Source organism: Sphingomonas sp. MM-1, from assembly GCF_000347675.2.
Classification (GTDB): Bacteria; Pseudomonadota; Alphaproteobacteria; order Sphingomonadales; family Sphingomonadaceae; genus Sphingomonas_E; species Sphingomonas_E fennica.
This window is the reverse complement of the sequence record NC_020561.1, coordinates 2,464,577-2,480,792: the sequence shown is the minus strand read 5'-3', so window position 1 is coordinate 2,480,792 and position 16,216 is coordinate 2,464,577. Positions and strand designations below refer to the sequence as shown.

Sequence of the window (16,216 nt, the reverse complement as noted above, 5' to 3'; positions counted from 1 at the left end):
TCCGATCGTGAGGATGACCGGATGTAGCCCCGACCCGTGTGCCACTGCAATAAGGCACTATGACGGTGCGAGGGAAGGCGGACGGACATCCGCCTCCCCTTTCGCGGATCAGGCCCTGAGCGTCGCGCCGATCTTCGTGGCGGCGGCCACCACCCTGGCGGCGATCGCCTGCAGATCGGCGTCGGTGAAGCTCTTCTCGCCCGGCTGGAGCGTCACTTCGATCGCTAGCGATTTCTGGCCCTCGGGCACCCCGGCGCCGGTGAAGACGTCGAACAGGCGGGCGTCGACGATGGCCGCCTTGTCCGCGCCCTTCACCGCGCGCACCAGATCGTCCGCCGCGCGATCGGCGGGGACGAGGAAGGCGAAATCGCGCGTCACCGGCTGCAAGGCCGGCGGGGCGAAGGCGGTGCGCATATGGCCGCTCGCCCGCTTGGCGGGAATCGCATCCAGATAGACCTCGCCCGCGATCAGCGTGCCTTCGACATCGAAGGCGCGCGCCGTGCCGGGGTGAAGCTCGCCGAATTCGGCCAGCACCGTCTTGGGGCCGAGGCGCAGCGTGGCCGAGCGGCCGGGATGATAGACGGGCGACACCGCCTCCATCACCTGCAGCCGATCGACCGGCGCGCCGGCGGCCGCCAGGATCGCCAGCGCCTCCGCCTTCGCATCATAGGCGTCGAAGGCCTGCGCGCGGCCGGCCTGCCAGCTGCGCGGGGCGCGATCGCCCGCCAGCACGAAGCCCAGCGTCGGGCGCTCGGCATCCGCCAGATAGCGGCGGCCGATCTCGAACAGGCGGATCGAAGCCGCGCCGCGATCGGCATTGCGCTTGGCCGCCGCGATCAGGCCGGGCAGCAGCGACGGCCGCATCACCTTCAGCTCCTCGCTGATCGGGTTGGCGAGCGTCCAGGCGCCGCCGCCGAACACGCCGGCCTCGGCCTCGGACACGAAGCTCCACGTCACCGCCTCGTTGAGGCCGCGCGCGGCCGCTGCGCGGCGCACCTTGCGCTCGACGAGCTGAGCGGGCGTCGCGGTCGGCCGGGCCACGCCGTCGACGCGCGGCAGCGGGGTGGAGGGCACCTTGTCGATGCCTTCGATGCGGACGATCTCCTCGACGATATCGGCCGGGCCGTCCACGTCGCGCCGCCAGCTCGGGATCAGCACCGTCCAGCCGGCATCGACCTTGAAGCCCAGCGCCGCCAAGATCGCGCGCTGGCGATCGGGCGAGACGGCGAGACCGGCCAGCCGCTCGGTAAGCCCGGTATCGAACTTCAGCGTGCGCAGCGCCAGCGGCGGCTCACCCGCCTCCACCGCGTCGGATGCCTCGCCGCCGCACAGGTCCTGCACCAGCCGGGTGGCGATAGCGAGGCCGTCGCCCAGGAAGGCGGGATCGACGCCGCGTTCGAAACGGCTGCGCGCATCGCTGGTCAGCCCCAATTTCTGCCCGGTCCGCGCGATATTTTCCGGCGCGAAGTAAGCGCATTCGATCAGCACGTCGGTGGTCGCTTCGGTCACGCCCGAATGCTCGCCGCCCATGATGCCGCCAATGTCGTGGACCTGCGCATCGTCGGCGATCACGGTGATCTCCGGGTCCAGCGCATAGCTTTTGCCGTTCAGCGCCAGCACGCTTTCGCCGGCCTTCGCCCGCCGCGCGACCAGCGCGCCCTTCAGCGTCGCGACGTCATAGACGTGGAGCGGGCGGCCATGATCGAACATCACATAATTGGTGATGTCGACCAGCGCGGAGATCGGCCGCTGGCCGATCGCCTTCAGCCGGTTGGCCAGCCATTCGGGCGACGGGCCGTTCTTCACGCCGCGCACGACGCGGCCGAAGAAGGCCGGGCAGCCTTCGGGATCGTCGGTGCGGATTTCGACCGGGCAGGGGAAGGCGCCGCGGATCGTGGGGATATCGAGCGGCTTCAGCTCGCCCAGCCCCGCCGCCGCCAGATCGCGGGCGATGCCGCGCACGCCCATGCAATCCTGCCGGTTGGGGGTGATGGCGACGTCGATCACCGGATCGGTGAGGCCGGCCCATTCAGCATAGCTTGCGCCCACCGGCGCGTCGGCCGGCAGCTCGATGATCCCCTCATGCGCGTCCGACAGCTCCAGCTCGCGCATCGAGCACATCATGCCGCGCGATTCGACGCCGCGGATGGCGGCGATCTTCAAGGTGACGTCGAGGCCGGGCACATAGGTGCCGGGCGCACCGAACACGCCGACCAGCCCGGCCCGCGCATTGGGCGCGCCGCAGACGACCTGCAGCGGCTCGCCCTCGCCGGTATCGACCGAAAGCACCTGCAGCTTGTCCGCCTGCGGATGGCGCTCCGCCGTCAGCACGCGGGCGATGCGGAAGGCGCCAAGCTTGGCGGCCGGATCCTCCACCCCTTCGACCTCGAGGCCGACCTGGGTGAGCGCGACCAGTATCTCGTCCAGGCCCGCCTGCGTATCGAGATGGTCCTTGAGCCAGGAAAGCGTGAACTTCATGCGCCGACTCCAGCGGAAAGGGTGGGGACGTCGAGCGCGGCGAAGCCATAATGCCTCAGCCAGCGCAGATCGCCGTCGAAGAAGGCGCGCAGATCGTCCATGCCATATTTGAGCATCGCCAGACGATCGATGCCGCAGCCGAAGGCGAAGCCCTGCCACTCATCGGGATCGAGCCCGCAGGCGGCGATGACGCGCGGATGGACCATGCCGGAGCCGAGGATCTCCATCCAGCCGTCCGGCTCCGCCCCGCCGACCACGCGGCGGCCGTCGACCAGCGTGTAGCCCACGTCCACCTCGGCCGAAGGCTCGGTGAAGGGGAAATAGCTGGGGCGCAGGCGCAGCACGATATCGTCGCGCTCGAAATAGGCCTTCACGAAGGTTTCGAGCGTCCACTTCAGATGGCCGAGCGTGATGCCGCGATCGATCACCAGCCCTTCGACCTGATGGAACATCGGCGTGTGGGTGGCATCCGAATCCGAACGATAGGTGCGGCCGGGCGCGATGATGCGGATCGGCGGCTCCTGCGAGGTCATCGTCCGGATCTGGACGGGCGAGGTGTGGGTGCGCAGCAGCATCTTCTTCCCGTCCTTCTCGTCCGGGAAATAGAAGGTGTCGTGCATGGCGCGCGCCGGATGGGTTTCCGGAATGTTGAGCGCGGTGAAATTATGCCAGTCGTCCTCGATCTCCGGCCCGGTCGCCACCGCGAAGCCGAGATCGGCGAAGATTTCCGCCAGCTCGTCCATCACCTGCGCGACGGGATGGACCGAACCCTGCGGCGCGGATGCGGCCGGCAGCGTCAGGTCGATCGTCTCGGTGGCGAGGCGGGCCTCCAGCGCGGCGCCTTCCAGCGCGGCCTTGCGGGCGGCGATCGCGTCGGCCACCTCGGTGCGCAGCCCCTGGATCAGCGGCGCCTGCACCTGCCGCTCCTCCGGGCTCATGCCGCCCAGCGTCTTCATCAGCGCCGCGATCTCGCTCGCCTTGCCCAGCGCGGTCACGCGCACCGCCTCGATGGCTTCGAGGCTGTCGGCGGCTTCGGTGATCGAAAGCAGCTTCGATCGGATCAGATTCAGATCGGTCATGTCTACCCCGTCATCCCCGCGAAGGCGGGGATCCATAAACTCTAGCGCTGCGGGATTGCAGAGCCGAGGCGAAGTCCCGGCGCCAGATCAACCCAGCCGGGATTGGAGGCTTCGATCAGGTTGAGCTTCCATTCCCGTCGCCATTTCTTGAGCTGCTTCTCACGCGCGATGGCGGAGTGCATGTCGTCGAAGCTCTCGAAATAGACGAGGCGCGTGATGCCGTAGCGGCTGGTGAAGCCCTTTATCAAGCCTTCGCGATGCTCATGCAGCCGTTTCGCCGGATCGGATGTCGCACCGATATAGAGCGTTCCGTGCTTTCCGCTCGCAAGGATGTAGGCGAAGGGCTGCCGGTCCATTCTGTTTCCCCGCCCTCGCCCGTCATCCTTGCGCTGCGGCTATAACTCCAGCGTTCGCGACGGAGCCGCAACCTCGGAGAATAGGGTCCCGCCTGCGCGGGAATGACGATCGAGGGCGAACGAGGGGACAAAGAAAAAGGGCGCGGACCACTTCAGCAGTCCGCGCCCCTTTCGAGCTTCAGGCCTGGTGCCGGTTACGCCGCGACGCGGGCGCCTTCCGGCAGGGCGGCCTTGGCCTGGGCGACGATGGCGCTAAACGCGGCGCCTTCGTGCATCGCCATGTCGGCCAGCACCTTGCGGTCCAGCTCGATGCCGGCCAGCTTCAGGCCGTGCATGAACACGCCGTAGGTCAGGCCTTCGGCGCGGACCGCGGCGTTGATGCGCTGGATCCAGAGCGCGCGGAACGAGCGCTTCTTAACCTTGCGGTCGCGATAGGCATACTGACCCGCCTTCTCCACCGCCTGGCGGGCGATGCGGATCGTGTTCTTGCGACGGCCATAATAGCCCTTCGCCGACTCGAGAATGCGATTATGCTTCGCCCGGGTGGTAACACCCCGCTTTACGCGTGCCATCCGTCAGTCTCCTTAGTTCAGGCCGTAGGGCGCCCAGAGCTTCACGGTGCGCGAATCGGCATCGGAGAGCACGGTGGTGCCGCGGTTCTGGCGGATATACTTGGCGTTGTGCGAGATCAGGCGGTGGCGCTTGCCGGCCACGCCATGCTTCACCTTACCGGTGGCGGTAAGCTTGAAGCGCTTCTTGACCCCGCTCTTGGTCTTGAGTTTGGGCATTTTCGTCTCCTGATATGCGACGTCATGGGACGGCCACGGCAGCCCATACCGGCCGGGCAGTCCTGCAGAATCGCGGAAGCCGGCGCCTTTAGCGGAGCAGGCCCGCTTTGGCAACCGGCCAGCCGTCTCGCTCAATCCGCATCCACGCCGAAGTTCAGCCGCCAGGTGAGCCGCGCATCGACGACGGCGAGCAGATAATAGGCCATCCGCCAGCGCAGCCGGGCGAGCCAGCCGCTTTCCCGGCGGTGGATCGCGCGGGTGACATGGCGGGAGGCCGCGCATTCCCCGTCAACATAGCCGTGCAGATGATCGGCGAAGGCCCGGTCCTCGATCCGGAGCATCAGCTCCAGATTGAGGTAGAGGCTGCGGATATCGAAATTGGCCGAGCCGATATAGACGGTGTCGTCGACGACGATCAGCTTGGTGTGCAGCTTGCACGGCTGAAATTCGTAGATCCCCACCCCGCGCCGGAGCAGCCGCCTATAGGTGTGGCGGGCGGCGGCGACGGTGGAGAGGCTGTCCGATTTCGCGGCGGTGACGATGCGCACCGGCCCCCGCTGCGCGGCATTGCCGATCCGCCGCACCATCGCCGGGTTGGGGATGAAATAAGCGGCGATCATGTCCAGCCGGCGGGCGGCGCGGATATCATCCTTCACGGCGCGCGCCCAGGGGTTCAGCCGGCGCGTCGGCCCGCCGATCAGCCAGCGCACCGGGCCGGCAAGCTGGCTCCACTGGCCGAGCGCGCGGCGCAGGTCCCGCATCCGGGCGCGCGGCGTCGCCGCCCAGGCGGCCAGCGCGTCGAAATAGCCGGCCAGCCGTTCCGCCGCCGGCCCTTCCACCACGAGTCCGAGATCGCGCCACGCCTCCGGCCGGGAGGGCGGGACGAAATAGGCATCCTCGATATTGAAGCCGCCGATCAGCGCGCGGCCGTCATCGGCCAGCGCCAGCTTCTGGTGGTTGCGCAGCAGATAGCGCCGGCCGAAGCGGGGGATGAAGCGGCAGATATCGGCGCCGCGCGCCTCCAGCGGGTGGAAGAAGGCCTGGTTGGCGGGGCTGCCGAACCCGTCGACGATCAGCGACACCCGCACCCCGCGATCGAGCGCGGCCAGCAGCGCGTCCCGCACCGCGCGGCCCGCCTGATCGGCGGCGTAAGTGTAATAAAGCAGGCGCAGGCTGGCTCGCGCATCGGCGATCAGCGCGATCAGCGCCTCCAGCCGCTCCGGCCCCTCGGTCAGCAGCGCCAGCCGGTTGCCGGCGACGACGAAATCGCCGCCATGCTCCACGCGGCCGGCATCGCCCCCGATCGCCTTTCCTGTGGCGTCCCGCTCCGTCATTGCCCCCTGCATGCGCCAAGGCCGGGCGCCGCGCAATCGGGCGGCCGCGGCGCTTGCGACGGGCCGCCCGCGCCACGGGCCGCCGCAGTTTCATTGACTCCGGGTCGCCCTGCTGCTAGCGGCCAGCCTTTCCCGAAGCTTCAACAACCAAGCGGAGCGACAGATGGCGCGCGTAACCGTCGAGGATTGCGTCGACAAGATTCCGAACCGGTTCGATCTGGTGCTGCTCGCGGCGCAGCGCGCCCGGCAGATTTCCGGCGGCGCAGAGCTGACGCTCGACCGCGATCGCGACAAAAACCCCGTAGTCGCGCTGCGCGAGATCGCCGAGCAGACCGTCACGCCGGACAACCTGCACGAGGCGGTCGTCTCCAACCTCCAGCGCGTGCGCGTGGACGATGACGACGCGCCGGACGAGGTCGGCTCGCTCGCCGCTTCGGCCGAGGCGCTGCGCCTCACCGCCGCCGCGCCGCCGCGCAACCAGAATATCGGCGGCGACTACGAGTGACCGGACGATAATGACGGGACAAGGGGGCTTCGGCCCCCTTTTCTTTTTGGGGCCGAGTTTCTTGGGGCCGGGCCGGGGGCGCGGCTATTTGGCGCCGATCGGCTCGCCCGTATAGATGCAGCGGGCCTCCGCCCGCTCCAGATCGGCGCGGTCCACCCAGCGCAGGTCATGCAGCCCCAGCGGCCGGCCGTCCTCGGCACGGACGATGACGTCCGCCACCGGCTTGCCGTCGCGCGCATCCACCAGCACCGGATTGTTGGGCACGCCGGCTTCCCACTTCTCGCCCCATTGGCGCAGCGCGATCAGCGTGGGCAGCAGCGCCTCGCCCTTGGGCGTCAGCCGATATTCCACCTTGCGGCGGTCCTCGGGGCAATCGCGCCGTTCCAATATGCCATGTTCGACTAGCCGCCCCAGCCGGTTGGCCAGGATGTTGCGGGCAATGCCCAGCGTCGTCTGGAACTGTTCGAAATGGCTGAGGCCGTTGAAGGTCGCGCGCAGGATCATGAAGGACCAGCGCTCGCCCATCGCCTCCAGCGCGGCGGGCAGGCTGCACTGGATCACGATCCGCTTGATCTGGTCGGCCGATCTCATGGCCATGAAGCTAAGCCTTTCCGGCGCCGCTGGCAAAGCCTTCCGGCTCTGCAACGCATCCGCCATTTAAGTTGCAATCTGCAATCTAAGCAGGTAAGTTTCACATCGCAACTTATAGGAGGGATTCCATGTTGCGCCCCATCCTTCTCCCCATGATCGCGCTTGCGGCCGCACTCCCCGCCCAGGCGCAGGTGCAGCCCATGTATCGCGCGGGCCTTGCCAAGCCGCTCACCGCCACGCTGGTCGTCAAGGATCTGCGCTGGTCGTGCATCGGCGACAGCTGCTCGGCGATTCGCAACGGCACCTCGCCCGACGTCAACGTCTGCTCGGCCGTCGCGCGCAAGCTGGGGCCGGTCACCAGCTTCTCCGCCGGCCCCCGCACCTTCGATCAGGCCGCCATCGACAAGTGCAACCTCGCCGCCGGCCACGGCTGATCGCTCCCACCTCACGCCCCTGCTTGCGGGCAGGGGCGGTTTCTTGAGCGGTCCATTGCTTTCTTTTGTTGCAAAGATGCGTGGCGACGCCACATCATGGCAGCGTGTTGCGCCAGTATGAACTAGTCGATCGGGTCCTGAGCTACGATCCCAACGCCGATGAGGCGCTGCTTAACCGCGCCTATGTGTTTTCCATGCAGGCCCATGGCAGCCAGAAGCGGGCATCGGGCGACCCTTATTTCAGCCATCCCATCGAGGTGGCGGGCATATTGACCGACCTCCACCTCGACGACGAGACGATCGCCACCGCGATCCTCCACGACACGATCGAGGATACCGTCGCCACACCCGAGCAGATCGAAAAGACGTTCGGCCCCAACGTCGCCCGGCTGGTCGACGGGGTGACCAAGCTTTCGAAGATCGAGGCCCAGACCGAGAATGAGCGGGCGGCGGAGAATCTCCGCAAGTTCCTGCTCGCCATGTCGGGCGATATCCGCGTGCTGCTGGTGAAGCTGGCCGACCGGCTGCACAATATGCGCACGCTCCACCACATCCCCAATGCCGACAAGAGGCGGCGGATCGCGCGCGAGACGATGGACATATATGCCCCGCTCGCCGAGCGGATCGGCATGTACGAGTTCATGAAGGAGATGCAGACGCTCGCTTTCCGGGAGCTCGAGCCCGACGCCTATGCCTCGATCACCAAGCGGCTGGAGCAGCTTCAGGACGGCGGCGGCGACCGCATATCGCGGATCGGATCGGGCATCCGCATGCTGCTGGGTCGCGCCGGGGTGAATGCCGACGTGACCGGGCGGGAGAAGCATCCCTATTCGATCTGGCGCAAGATGGCCGAACGGCACATCAGCTTCGAGCAATTGTCCGATATCATGGCCTTCCGCGTCATCGTGGCGGACGAGGCCGAATGCTATCGCGCGCTGGGGATCATCCACCAGAAGTGGCCGATGGTTCCGGGCCGGTTCAAGGATTATATCTCCACCCCCAAGCGCAACGGCTACCGATCGCTCCACACATCGGTGATCCATGGCGAGAAGGCGCGCATCGAAATCCAGATCCGGTCGGCGGAGATGCATGCCCAGGCCGAATATGGCCTGGCCGCCCACTGGGCCTACAAGCAGGGCAACGGCCAGCCCGACGCGCAGGCCAACTGGATCCGCGACCTCCTGGAAATCCTGGAGCATGCCGAATCGGCGGAGGAGATCCTCGAGCATACCCGCATGGCGATGTATCAGGACCGGATCTTCGCCTTCACCCCCAATGGCGAGCTGATCCAGCTTCCCAAGGGCGCGACGCCGGTGGATTTCGCTTATGCCGTCCACACCGATCTCGGCGATCAGGCGGTGGGCGCCAAGATCAACAGCCGCGTCGTGCCGCTGCGCACGCCGATCGAGAATGGCGATCAGGTGCAGATCCTGCGATCCAAGGCGCAGGAACCGCAGCCCGGCTGGCTCAACTTCGTCGTCACCGGCAAGGCCCGCGCGGCGATCCGCCGCTTCGTGCGCCACAAGGAACGTGACGAGAGCATCGCGCTGGGCCGCAAATTCTATGACGAGATCGTCCGTCGCCTGCCCGCCCAGCTGGGCCAGGAGGCGCTCGCCGCCGCGCTCAAGCGGCTCAACATGGCCGATCAGGACGTGCTGATGGAGGCGATCGCGCGCGGCTCCATATCGGACGCGGAGGTGATGGAGGCGCTGATGCCGGGCGCGGGCGGCGGCGACGTCGCCGGCGCGCGGCCGGCGCCGCAGCAGCGCGAGGCGATATCGATCAAGGGCCTCACCCCCGGCGTCGCCTTCACGCTCGCGCCCTGCTGCAACCCCGTGCCGGGCGACCGCATCGTCGGCTTGCGCCGGCCGGACGAGGCGGTGGAGGTGCATGCGATCGACTGCCCGACGCTGGCCGACGGGGTGGATGCCGACTGGGTCGACCTCGCCTGGGGCGACGGCAGCGACGGCGGCACCGCGCGGCTGACGGTGATCGTCAAGAACGAGCCCGGATCGCTGGGCGTGATGGCCAGCATCCTCGGCGCGCAGCAGGCAAACATCGTCAATCTCGCGCTGGTCCACCGCGATTCGAGCTTCCACACCTTCCAGCTTTCGATCGAGGTGCATGACGTTACGCACCTGATGCGCATCCTGGCTGCCCTAAGGGCCGCGGACGCCATCTCCTCGGCCGAGCGCGCCTGACGCGCTTTACGCTTCAACAGCGGGCGATCCCGCACTAAGAGCGTCCGATGGAGAGGCCGGGGTCGCTGGCGGCGGCAGAACAGCAGGATGATATCGCCGATCTGGCGAAGGGCGGACGCACGAACTTTTTCGGCTTCCTGCTGCGGCTTGTCGCGCGCATCCCCTTCCTGTTCATCGCCGGCCGCCTCTATGGCCCGACCGAGCTCGGCCGCTTCGCGCTGGCCATCCTCGTCCTCGAATTCGCCGCCCAGCTCGCCACGCTCGGGCTGAAGCGCGGGCTGGCCCAGCAATTGTCGCGGAACGAGCGGCCGCACGTCCATATCGTGTGGGATGCGCTGCTGATCGCGGGATGCGCGTCGGCGATCGCGGCGGCGATCCTCGCGGCGCTGCCCCAGCTCATGTTCCCCAACAGCAAGATCAACGGCCTCGAGCAGCTGATGCCGCTGATCATCTTCGCGATCGCCTGGTCGGACGTGTCACTGGCGGCGCTCGCCTATCGCCACAACGTCGCCGCCACGGTGCGCGCGCGCGCGATCATCGAGCCGTGGACGATCAGCATCGCCGCGTTCGGATTCTATTTCTATTCGCAGCGCGACGGGCTGATCCTGGCCTATGCGCTGTCGATGGTGGCCGCCCTCGCCGCCTCGCTCTATCCCTTCATCCGCGCCTACGGCCTGCCGCGCGGCTGGCACCCGGAGCCGCGCCCCCTGTTCGCCATCGCCCGGCGCAACATGCCGCTCGCCGCCGCCGACGCGATCGAATGGGGCACGCGCAACGTCGATCGCTTCATCCTCGGCCTGTTCTTCCCGCCGGCCACCGTTGGCATCTACTGGGTCGCGCAACAGATCGTGACGCTGCCGCAGAAGCTGAAGACCAGCTTCGATCCCATATTGGGGCCGGTGATCACCCAGAATCTGGAAGCCGGCAACAAGGCGGCCGTCGCCGCGCAGGTGCGGCAGGTGGGCTTCTGGATCATCGCCGCGCAGGCCGGCATCGCCCTGTCGCTGTCCATCCCCGGCGAGGCGGTGATGGGGCTGGCCGGGCCGGAATTCGTGGGCGGCACCGCGGCGCTCGCCTTCCTGCTGCTGGCGGAGGTGGTGGCGGCAACCGCGGTGGTTTCCGAATCGGCGCTCATCTACATCGCCCGCCATCGCAACCTGATGATCTCGCTGGCGACGATCAGCCTGCAGGTGGCGCTGAGCTTCGCCTTCATCCTCGGCGCGCGCGCGCTGGGCCTGCCGCTCGCCGTGCAGGCGGTGGGGCCGGCCGTTGCCCTGCCGGTGGCGCTGGGCTTCGCCTCGATCGCCAAGGCGCGGCTGCTGTCGAAGCTGCTCGGCGCCCCGGTATCGGGCTGGCGCTGGGCGCTGATCTGGGCGGCGGCGGCGGCGGCCGTGGTCGGCTTCATCGCCATCCAGGTGCCCGAATGGCTGGAGCTGACGGTAGGCGTGCCGCTGATCCTGCTGAGCTACGGCCTCGTCATCTGGTATAAGGGCTTCACGCCCGAGGACCGGGTCCTCTTCAAGCTGGGCGGCAGCGGGCCGGCGCCGCTGGCTTCGGAACGCTGATCCCGCTCAGGCCGCCTGCGATGCGGCCACCGGCGGGCGAGCCTTCTTCCGGTGCTTGCGCCGGTCCCCCCAGGCGGCAATCGCCAGCGACAGGCCGAGCAGGGTGGCAAAGGCCAGCAGATAGCCGGCAAAGCCCCAGTCGAGCGAGCCGAAGCCCCAGCTCAGCACATAGATCAGCGGAATGCTCGCCGCGAAGACGTTGAGGCTGTTGCGGCCGAGGCTGGCGAGGAGCTGGAACGGCCAGAGCTGCAAATGCCCCCTCAACCAGGTGAGCAGGCCGATATAGCCCGCCAGCACCAGCACCGAATGGAACAGCCAGACCGGCGAGTTGAGCGGGCGGTTCACCAGCTCATATGTCAGCGGCAGCACCCGTTCCGCCGCGACGATCCGCGCCAGCGCGCTGACCGCAAGCGCCCCCCAGATCCACGCCGTCGCCGCCGGCCGCGCCTCGAACCAGGCGAAGATGCGGTGGTGCAGCCGCAGCGCGCCGGCGATCAGCGGCAGGAAGAAGGTAAGCTGCCAGGCCAGCACGTTGAGCGAATGGCCGTTGCTGAGCAGCACCGTATCGGGCGTGAAGACGACGCCCGCGACCTGCATGGCCGCCCAGAGCAGGATCGAGCATCCCGCCAGCAGCAGCGGCGACCGGCGCAGCAGCAGGATCGCGACCGGCGTCAACAGCAGCAGCGCGACATAGAGCTGGAGGACATCGAGGAAGGCCGGCGCATCCAGCAGGGTGAGGAAGCGGATCAGCGCGGCGAAGGGCGGCTCGACCATCGGCCGCAGCTTCCAATAGCTGTCCAGCGCCGGCGGGGCGGCATAGGCCAGCGGCACGATCACCGCGAGCACGATCAGGTTGATGACGTAGAGCTCGCCCGCCCGCTTCACCGCCGCCTTCATCGGGCTGGGGCGCTTCAGATAGACCATCCCGACCATGTAGCCGGACATGGCGACGAAGAGCGACGCGGCGGAGGAATAGCCATATTGCGTCAGCGTCGGGATGGTGGGCCCGTGATAGTGGAACAACGTCCGCAGCGGGATCGAGATGTGATTCAGCAGGATGGTGACGATCGCTATGCCGCGAAGGATATCGATACGTTGGTCGCGCTCCATCACGATCGTCTCCTCGGGGCATGCCACGGCCCTGCCGCCGGCATTGCCCGGGTCTTTTAAGGGACGGCGGCGTGATCCGCCAAACGCATTGATGGGCGCTTCGTCCCGTTCAATGCTCCGCCCGCAGCGGCCGGGCGAGCAGCGCATCGACCACCTCGTCCACCGCCATCCGCCCTTCGAGCAGCGCGCACACCGCCTCGGTGATCGGCATGTCGACCCCGGCCTCCCGCGCCGCCGCGCGCAGCACCGGCGCCGTGAACGCGCCTTCGGCCACGGTGCGGCGATCGGCCAGCAGATCGACCGCCGCCTTCCCCTGGCCGAGGCCGAGGCCCAGCGAGAAGTTGCGCGAGCTGGTGGAGCTGCAGGTCAGCACCAGATCGCCCAGCCCCGAAAGGCCGGCCAGCGTTTCCGCCCGCGCGCCACGGGCGAGGCCAAAGCGCGTCATTTCCGCGAAGCCGCGGCTGATCAGCGCCGCCCGCGCATTCTGGCCGAGCGCGCGGCCCTCGACCACGCCGCAGGCGATCGCCAGCACATTCTTCACCGCGCCGCCGATCTCGGCCCCTACCACGTCGGTCGCGGCATAGGGGCGGAAGGCCGGCCGGGCGATCAGCGCGGCGATGCGCGCGCCGGTATCGGCATCCTCGCAGGCAAGCGTGATCGCGGTGGGCAGGCCCTTCGCCACCTCATGCGCGAAGGTGGGGCCGGAAAGCACGGAAAGCGTGGCGGTGGGGCAGGCCTCGTGCGCCACCTCGTGCATCAGCCGCATCGTGCCCGCCTCGATCCCCTTGGCGCAGAGGATCAGGTGGCGCGGCCGGGCATCGAGCTGGGCGAGCACGGCGCGCATATGCTGCGACGGCGTTACCACCAACAGCGGATCGGCCTCCGCCACCCAGCCCAAGTCGTCGCTCGCCCGGATCGAGGGCGCCAGCGGCACGCCGGGCAGGAACAGCGTGTTTTCGTGGGCATCGTTGATCGAGGCGACGACCTCCTCCTCGCGCGCCCAGAGCCGCACCTCGCGCGTGCCTTCCGCCGATGCGACCTGCGCGAGCGCGGTGCCCCAGGCGCCGCCGCCGATGATACCGATCATGCCTTCACCCCCGCGCCGCGCGCCTTTTCCGCATGGGGATCGAGCGGCCAGCGAGCCCGCGCCGGCGCATCGAGCCCGTCCACCAGCCCGGCGCGGAAGCGTTCGGCCCCCGCCCAGGCGATCATCGCCGCATTATCGGTGCACAGCCATTGCGGCGGGGCGACGAAGCGCAGGCCATGTTCGGCCGCAAGCCCTTCCAGCGCGGCCCGCACCGCCTTGTTGGCGGCGACCCCGCCGGCCACCACCAGTGCCGTCGCCTCGACCGCGCCGAGCTGGCGGCGCGTGCGATCGATCAGGCAATCCACCACCGCCTGCTGGAAGGAAGCGGCGATATCCTCCGCCGCATATTGCCCCGAATCGCGCGCGCGCAGCACCGCGCTCTTGAGGCCAGCGAAGGAGAAATGCGGCTCGCCCGATCCCACCAGCGGGCGCGGCAGCGGCACCGCCTTGGGATCGCCCGCCAGCGCCGCCTTCTCCACCGCCGGGCCGCCGGGAAAGCCGAGGCCCAGCAGCTTGGCCGTCTTGTCGAAGGCCTCGCCCGCCGCATCGTCGATCGTGGTGGCCAGCCGGCGATAGGCGCCGACGCCTTCCACCAGCAAAAGCTGGCAATGCCCGCCGGAAACCAGCAGCAGCAGATAGGGAAATTCCAGGTCCGGATCGGCCAGCCGCGGCGAAAGCGCATGGCCTTCCAGATGGTTGACCGCGATCAGCGGCTTGCCGGCGGCCAGCGCCAGCGCCTTGCCGGTGACGAGGCCCACCATCACCCCGCCGATCAGCCCCGGCCCGGCGGTGGCGGCGATCGCATCGACATCGGCCAGCGACACGCCGGCTTCGGCGAGCGCCGCCGCGACCAGCGGGGTCAGCGCCTCGACATGCGCGCGCGCGGCGATTTCCGGCACGACGCCGCCGAAGGGGCGATGATCGGCCTCCTGCCCGGCGAGCTGATGGGCGCGGATCGCGCGATCGGCGGTGACGAGGGCGGCGGCGGTTTCATCGCAGGAGGATTCGAGGCCGAGGATCAGGGTCATGCCCGCTTCCCTGCCACCGCGCGGCGCGTTAGGGCAACCTTCATGCAATTTCCTCTTCGTCTCGGCACGCGCGGATCGCCGCTCGCCCTCACCCAGGCCAATATGGTCAAGTCCGCGCTGATGGCGGCGCATGGCTGGGCGGACGACGCGATCGAGATCGTCCCCATCCGCACCAGCGGCGATCGCATCCAGGATCGCGCGCTGGCCGATGTAGGGGGCAAGGCGCTGTGGACCAAGGAGCTGGACCGGGCGCTGGCGGATGGCGGGATCCATTTCGCCGTCCATTCGATGAAGGATGTCGAGACGACCCGCCCGGCCGAGATCGTGATCGCGGCGATGCTGCCCCGCGCCGACGTGCGGGACCGGCTGATCGGCGCGGAAAGCCTGGCGGCGCTGCCCGAGGGCGCGGTGATCGGCACCTCATCCCCGCGCCGCGCCGCGCAGGTGCGCCGCGCGCGGCCCGATGCGAGCGTCACGCTGTTCCGCGGCAATGTCGACACGCGGCTGGCGAAGCTCGCCGCCGGCGAGGCGGACGCCACCCTGCTCGCCGCCGCCGGCCTCAGCCGGCTGGACCGGCCGGACGTGGGCACGCCGATCCCGATCGCAACCATGCTGCCCGCCCCCGCCCAGGGCGCGGTGGGCATCGAGACGCTGGCCGCCAATGCGGACATGCGCGCGGCGCTGGCGGCGATCGATCATGCCCCGACCAGCGCCTGCGTGCGGATCGAGCGCGCGCTGCTCGCCGCGCTGGCCGCCGATTGCCGATCGCCCGTGGCGGCCCTCGCCGAACCCGCGGCCGACGGCGCCTATCGCCTGCGCGCCGAAATCCTGACCGAGGATGGCGGCGAGCGATCGGGCGGCGAGGCCATCGTCCACGGCCCCGACGAGGCGGCCGCCCTTGCCGCCAACCTGCTGGCCCGCGCCAGCCCGCGGCTGAGGCGCCTGTTCGGCCGGTGAGGCGCGTCCTCATCCTGCGGCCCGAGCCGGGCGCGTCGGCCACCGCCGCGCGGGCGGCCGCGCTGGAGCTGGAGGCGGTGGTCGCCCCGCTCTTCGTCACAAGGCCGCTGCCCTGGCAACCGCCGCCGGCGGACCGGTTCGATGCCGTGATGCTGACATCCGCCGCCGCCGCCCGGCTGGGCGGAGACGGGCTGGCCGCCTATCGCGCGCTGCCCGCGTTCGCGGTGGGCGCCGCCACCGCCGATGCCGCGCGGGCGGCGGGCTTTGCCGATATCCAGGCCGGCGATGCCGATGCACCGGCCCTGCTGGAGCGGATCGCCGCCGCCGGCCACCGCCGTCTGCTGCATCTCGCCGGTCGCGAGCATCGCGCGGCGGCGCATCCGGCGATCGCCATCGATCGCGCGATCGTCTATGCGGCCGATGCCGTGGAGGCGCTGCCCCGGCCGGCGCGGGCGGCCCTGGCGGAGGGCGCCGTGGCGCTGCTCCATTCGCCGCGCGCGGCGCGCCACTTCGCCGGCCTGGTCGATCGGGCGGCGGGCATCGGCATCGCCGCGATCAGCCCGGCCGTGGCCGAAGCCGCCGGCAAGGGCTGGGCCGCCATCGGCATCGCCGATCGCCCCGACGATGCGGCCCTACTGGCGGTGGCGGCCGCGCTGTGCGATCAAGCGGATCGATTGCGAAACGGATGAGGCATGGCGCACCG

At 69.1% G+C, this 16,216-nt stretch carries 16 protein-coding genes; 6 read left to right on the top strand and 10 right to left on the bottom strand.

The genetic code is table 11. The annotated features are described in order from the left end of the window. Window positions 1-108 precede the first annotated feature (108 nt). The 6 genes from pheT to G432_RS11870 form a co-directional block, all read right to left on the bottom strand. Window positions 109-2,478: a phenylalanine--tRNA ligase subunit beta gene (gene pheT / locus G432_RS11895; protein ID WP_015459075.1), complete on the bottom strand. Its 2,370-nt coding sequence runs from the start codon at window positions 2,476-2,478 to the stop codon at window positions 109-111. Continuing rightward, on the bottom strand, window positions 2,475-3,557 hold the full coding sequence (pheS, locus tag G432_RS11890) for a phenylalanine--tRNA ligase subunit alpha (protein ID WP_015459074.1): 1,083 nt from the start codon (window positions 3,555-3,557) through the stop codon (window positions 2,475-2,477). Before pheS ends, pheT begins: the two co-directional genes overlap by 4 nt. A gap of 41 nt (window positions 3,558-3,598) precedes the next feature. Then, window positions 3,599-3,913, bottom strand: a complete 315-nt coding sequence (locus tag G432_RS11885; protein ID WP_015459073.1) for a GIY-YIG nuclease family protein — start codon at window positions 3,911-3,913, stop codon at window positions 3,599-3,601. 194 nt (window positions 3,914-4,107) lie between these two features. Next, a complete protein-coding gene (gene rplT / locus G432_RS11880) occupies window positions 4,108-4,485 on the bottom strand; it encodes a 50S ribosomal protein L20 (protein ID WP_015459072.1) in 378 nt (125 codons plus the stop codon). 12 nt (window positions 4,486-4,497) lie between these two features. Next, window positions 4,498-4,701, bottom strand: coding sequence for a 50S ribosomal protein L35 (rpmI, locus tag G432_RS11875; RefSeq protein WP_015459071.1), 204 nt, complete (start codon window positions 4,699-4,701; stop codon window positions 4,498-4,500). Between the two features lie 131 nt (window positions 4,702-4,832). Beyond that, on the bottom strand, window positions 4,833-6,035 hold the full coding sequence (locus G432_RS11870; protein WP_015459070.1) for a phospholipase D-like domain-containing protein: 1,203 nt from the start codon (window positions 6,033-6,035) through the stop codon (window positions 4,833-4,835). Between the two features lie 163 nt (window positions 6,036-6,198). Between G432_RS11870 and rpoZ the strand changes: the two genes are divergently transcribed. Further along, complete coding sequence (rpoZ, locus tag G432_RS11865; protein ID WP_015459069.1) at window positions 6,199-6,540, top strand: DNA-directed RNA polymerase subunit omega; 342 nt, start codon at window positions 6,199-6,201, stop codon at window positions 6,538-6,540. An 84-nt stretch (window positions 6,541-6,624) separates the two neighbouring features. On the opposite strand, the gene G432_RS11860 is transcribed toward rpoZ, so the two are convergent. After that, window positions 6,625-7,137: a winged helix-turn-helix transcriptional regulator gene (locus tag G432_RS11860; protein ID WP_051128838.1), complete on the bottom strand. Its 513-nt coding sequence runs from the start codon at window positions 7,135-7,137 to the stop codon at window positions 6,625-6,627. Between the two features lie 122 nt (window positions 7,138-7,259). Here G432_RS11860 and G432_RS11855 point away from each other — a divergent pair, with 122 nt between their 5' ends. The 3 genes from G432_RS11855 to G432_RS11845 all read left to right on the top strand — a co-directional run bounded on the left by G432_RS11855 (window position 7,260) and on the right by G432_RS11845 (window position 11,331). After that, window positions 7,260-7,565 carry a CC_3452 family protein gene (locus tag G432_RS11855; RefSeq protein WP_015459067.1) on the top strand — a complete coding sequence of 102 codons (306 nt, stop codon included), beginning with the start codon at window positions 7,260-7,262 and terminating at the stop codon, window positions 7,563-7,565. Between the two features lie 104 nt (window positions 7,566-7,669). Further along, complete coding sequence (locus G432_RS11850) at window positions 7,670-9,766, top strand: RelA/SpoT family protein (RefSeq protein WP_015459066.1); 2,097 nt, start codon at window positions 7,670-7,672, stop codon at window positions 9,764-9,766. 47 nt (window positions 9,767-9,813) lie between these two features. Then, on the top strand, window positions 9,814-11,331 hold the full coding sequence (locus tag G432_RS11845; RefSeq protein WP_015459065.1) for a lipopolysaccharide biosynthesis protein: 1,518 nt from the start codon (window positions 9,814-9,816) through the stop codon (window positions 11,329-11,331). A 6-nt stretch (window positions 11,332-11,337) separates the two neighbouring features. On the opposite strand, the gene opgC is transcribed toward G432_RS11845, so the two are convergent. The 3 genes from opgC to tsaD form a co-directional block, all read right to left on the bottom strand. Further along, the gene (gene opgC, locus G432_RS11840; RefSeq protein ID WP_236626910.1) at window positions 11,338-12,441 is read right to left on the bottom strand and encodes an OpgC domain-containing protein; all 1,104 of its coding nucleotides are present in this window, start codon (window positions 12,439-12,441) and stop codon (window positions 11,338-11,340) included. A 109-nt stretch (window positions 12,442-12,550) separates the two neighbouring features. After that, a complete protein-coding gene (locus G432_RS11835; RefSeq protein ID WP_015459063.1) occupies window positions 12,551-13,528 on the bottom strand; it encodes an NAD(P)H-dependent glycerol-3-phosphate dehydrogenase in 978 nt (325 codons plus the stop codon). Then, entirely contained in the window at window positions 13,525-14,556 is a 1,032-nt protein-coding gene (tsaD, locus tag G432_RS11830; protein ID WP_015459062.1) for a tRNA (adenosine(37)-N6)-threonylcarbamoyltransferase complex transferase subunit TsaD, read from the bottom strand. The genes G432_RS11835 and tsaD overlap by 4 nt, the downstream gene beginning before the upstream one ends. Window positions 14,557-14,598: 42 nt before the next feature. Between tsaD and hemC the strand changes: the two genes are divergently transcribed. Continuing rightward, window positions 14,599-15,513 (top strand): hydroxymethylbilane synthase, encoded by a 915-nt coding sequence (hemC, locus tag G432_RS11825; RefSeq protein ID WP_015459061.1) that lies wholly within the window; start codon window positions 14,599-14,601, stop codon window positions 15,511-15,513. Further along, window positions 15,510-16,202, top strand: coding sequence for a uroporphyrinogen-III synthase (locus G432_RS11820; RefSeq protein ID WP_015459060.1), 693 nt, complete (start codon window positions 15,510-15,512; stop codon window positions 16,200-16,202). Before hemC ends, G432_RS11820 begins: the two co-directional genes overlap by 4 nt. The last annotated feature ends 14 nt before the right edge of the window (window positions 16,203-16,216 follow it).

Excerpts from the sequence above, each read along its gene's own strand:
- pheT (WP_015459075.1), bottom strand. The coding sequence starts at position 2,478 with ATGAAGTTCACGCTTTCCTGGCTCAAGGACCATCTCGATACGCAGGCG.
- pheS (WP_015459074.1), bottom strand. The coding sequence starts at position 3,557 with ATGACCGATCTGAATCTGATCCGATCGAAGCTGCTTTCGATCACCGAA.
- G432_RS11885 (WP_015459073.1), bottom strand. The coding sequence starts at position 3,913 with ATGGACCGGCAGCCCTTCGCCTACATCCTTGCGAGCGGAAAGCACGGA.
- rplT (WP_015459072.1), bottom strand. The coding sequence starts at position 4,485 with ATGGCACGCGTAAAGCGGGGTGTTACCACCCGGGCGAAGCATAATCGC.
- rpmI (WP_015459071.1), bottom strand. The coding sequence starts at position 4,701 with ATGCCCAAACTCAAGACCAAGAGCGGGGTCAAGAAGCGCTTCAAGCTT.
- G432_RS11870 (WP_015459070.1), bottom strand. The coding sequence starts at position 6,035 with ATGACGGAGCGGGACGCCACAGGAAAGGCGATCGGGGGCGATGCCGGC.
- rpoZ (WP_015459069.1), top strand. The coding sequence starts at position 6,199 with ATGGCGCGCGTAACCGTCGAGGATTGCGTCGACAAGATTCCGAACCGG.
- G432_RS11860 (WP_051128838.1), bottom strand. The coding sequence starts at position 7,137 with ATGGCCATGAGATCGGCCGACCAGATCAAGCGGATCGTGATCCAGTGC.
- G432_RS11855 (WP_015459067.1), top strand. The coding sequence starts at position 7,260 with ATGTTGCGCCCCATCCTTCTCCCCATGATCGCGCTTGCGGCCGCACTC.
- G432_RS11845 (WP_015459065.1), top strand. The coding sequence starts at position 9,814 with ATGGAGAGGCCGGGGTCGCTGGCGGCGGCAGAACAGCAGGATGATATC.
- opgC (WP_236626910.1), bottom strand. The coding sequence starts at position 12,441 with ATGGAGCGCGACCAACGTATCGATATCCTTCGCGGCATAGCGATCGTC.
- G432_RS11835 (WP_015459063.1), bottom strand. The coding sequence starts at position 13,528 with ATGATCGGTATCATCGGCGGCGGCGCCTGGGGCACCGCGCTCGCGCAG.
- tsaD (WP_015459062.1), bottom strand. The coding sequence starts at position 14,556 with ATGACCCTGATCCTCGGCCTCGAATCCTCCTGCGATGAAACCGCCGCC.
- hemC (WP_015459061.1), top strand. The coding sequence starts at position 14,599 with ATGCAATTTCCTCTTCGTCTCGGCACGCGCGGATCGCCGCTCGCCCTC.